General features: G+C 74.3%; 1 protein-coding gene. It reads left to right on the top strand.

Going from position 1 to position 2,480, the window contains the following annotated elements:
• Positions 1–2,230 (top strand): SpoIIE family protein phosphatase (locus AB0G02_RS35295; protein WP_360803314.1); only part of this gene is annotated, 2,230 nt, incomplete at its 5' end.
• Between the last annotated feature and the right edge of the window lie 250 nt (positions 2,231–2,480).

Below are 2,480 nucleotides of genomic sequence, written 5' to 3'. Positions count from 1 at the left end.
CGCCGACGGCCGCGCCCTGGTCGAACTGGCCAAGGGCGAGCTGGTCGAACGGCTCGGCTGCGGTCCGGCGCAGGCCGCCCGCCAGCTCGCGGACCTGGCCGACCAGGCGGGGCTGACCCAGCTCGAACTGGCCGCCGACCTGGTCAACCAGGCGGCGCGCGACCGGGTCACCGAGGTCGTGGAAGGCCTCCTGGGCGAAGCGGACGGCATCGCGCCGTCCGCCGCGTTGCGCCTGCGCACCGCCGAGAGCGGCGCGTTGGCCGCGAACGACACCCACACCGTGGCCCAGTCGCTGCTGGAGCACGCCCTGCAACCCCTGGGCGCCAACGCGGTCGCGATCTGGACCGCGGGCACCGACTCGTCGCTGTCGCTGTCCGGGTTCGCCGGCATGCCGGTCGAGGAGGCCCGCCGCTGGCGGTACGTGCCGCCCGGCGTGGTCACCCCCGCGCGCCGCGCGCTGCTGGACCGCCGCGCCGTGTGGATCGAGGACCTGGGCAGGTCGGGGCTGCCGTCGGTGGGCCACCAGACCTCCGGCGGCGGCCGGGTGGCCGTGCCCGCGGGCACCGGCGGGCGCATCCTCGGCGTGCTGGAGATCTGCTGGCCGCACCCGCTCGAACCGCAGCCGCCGCAGATCCACCGGCAGGTGGAAGCCCTCGCGGAACTGTGCGCCCACACCCTCCAGGGCAGCTCCGCTGACCTGTTCGAGGCGCCGCCGTCCTCGTTGACCGAGGCCGTGGACCTCGCGGACGGGCTGATCGACCCGGTCCTCGTGCTGCGACCGCACCTGGACGCCGGCGGCGAGCTCTCCGACTTCCGCATCCACCACGTCAACAACCGGTTCGTGGACCTGGCCGGACGACCGCGGGCCGCGGTCGTCGGCGCGCGGCTGCTGGAGGCGTACCCGATGGCGGCCGGTCACGGCCAGCTCTTCGAGAAGGTCGAGCACGTGCACGCCACCGGCGAGCCGTACCGCGCCGAGCGGATGACGCTGAACGCACTGGTCGACCAGGTGCCGCTGACCGTCGTCGCGGACGTCGGCATCAGCCGGCTGGGCGACTGCGTGCTGCTGGTGTGCCGGGTGCAGGACGAGGCGGCGCGGCTGGCGAGCCTGTTGCAGCACGCGCAGCGGCTCGGGCGGATGGGCGGGTTCGACGAGAGCGCCACCACCGGCGAGATCACCTGGAGCAGCCAGCTGTTCGCGCTGCACGGGTTGGAGCCGGGTGCGGACCCGGTGCCGCTGGCCGACCTCGCCGCGCACGCCCACCCCGACGACGCCGACGCCATCGGCGGGTTCCTCCAGACCGTGCTGCACCAGCACCGCCCCGGCTCGACGTCGTTCCGGCTCCAACGACCGGACGGGATCGTCCGGCACATCCGCGTCATCGCGGAGCCCGTGCTGGACGCCGCCGGTCGGCTGCTCGCCATCCGCGGCGCCTACCAGGACGTCTCCGCGCAGCACTGGACCGAGGTCGCGCTGTCCGCGACCCAGGACCGGCTGGCCCACACCGAGCAGCAGGCCGCCGAGCACAACCGGCTCGCGCTGCAGCTCCAGCAGGCGATCATGCCGCCGGCCGAACCCTCGCTCGACGCGTTCGGGCTGCGGGTCGCGGTGCGCTACCGGCCCGCGGAGAAGGACCACCTGGTCGGCGGTGACTGGTACGACGCCGTCGTGCTGCCGTCCAAGCAGGTGTTCGTCTCCGTGGGCGACATCACCGGGCACGGCATCAAGGGCGCGACCGGCATGGTCGTGCTGCGCAACGCCCTGCGCGGCCTCGCCGCCACCGGCGCGGGTCCGGGGCAGCTGCTGACCTGGCTCAACCTGGTCGCCCACCACCTCACCGACCACATCTTCGCCACCGCGGTCTGCGCGCTGTACGACCCGGACACCAGGGTGCTGCGGTGGGCCAGGGCGGGGCACCCGCCGCCGGTGCTCATCCGCGACCGCACGGCCACCGCGCTGCCGATGCTGCACGGCGTCATGCTCGGCGCGCTGTCCGAGGGCTCCTACGAGGAGCGGGAGCTCCTGCTGGAGCCGCACGACACCATGCTGCTCTACACCGACGGCCTGGTCGAACGCCGCGACCACCCCATCGACGCCTGCATCGACGACCTCGTCGCCGCCGCCGCGGCACCGGCCGAGTCCCTCGAACACCGCCTCGACCACCTGCTCGCGACGAGCGAGGCCGACACCGACGACGACACCTGCCTGGTCGGCATCCAGCTGCGCTGACCGCACGGGGACGCACCCGGAGGCCGGTCCCCAGCTCGGGACCGGTCCCCCTCGGCACCCGCTAGAACGAGCGTGACGCCGGAAGTGCCGGTGTCGCCGCCGTGGAGGGGCCGGAGCGCCCCGGTACCACGACCGGCCGGCCGTGACGCCGAGGAGTCGTGCCGCTGTGTTCACGCCATCCGCCCCAGGGGGGCAAGGGTTCTCCGTCGACCTGCCGGGCATCGACGAGCTGATCGCCGAGTGGGGACGG

Source organism: Actinosynnema sp. NPDC023658, from assembly GCF_040639995.1.
In the GTDB taxonomy this organism is placed as follows: domain Bacteria; phylum Actinomycetota; class Actinomycetes; order Mycobacteriales; family Pseudonocardiaceae; genus Actinosynnema.
Note: the sequence above shows the minus strand (reverse complement) of the source record. Positions and strands in the feature narration are given on the sequence as shown.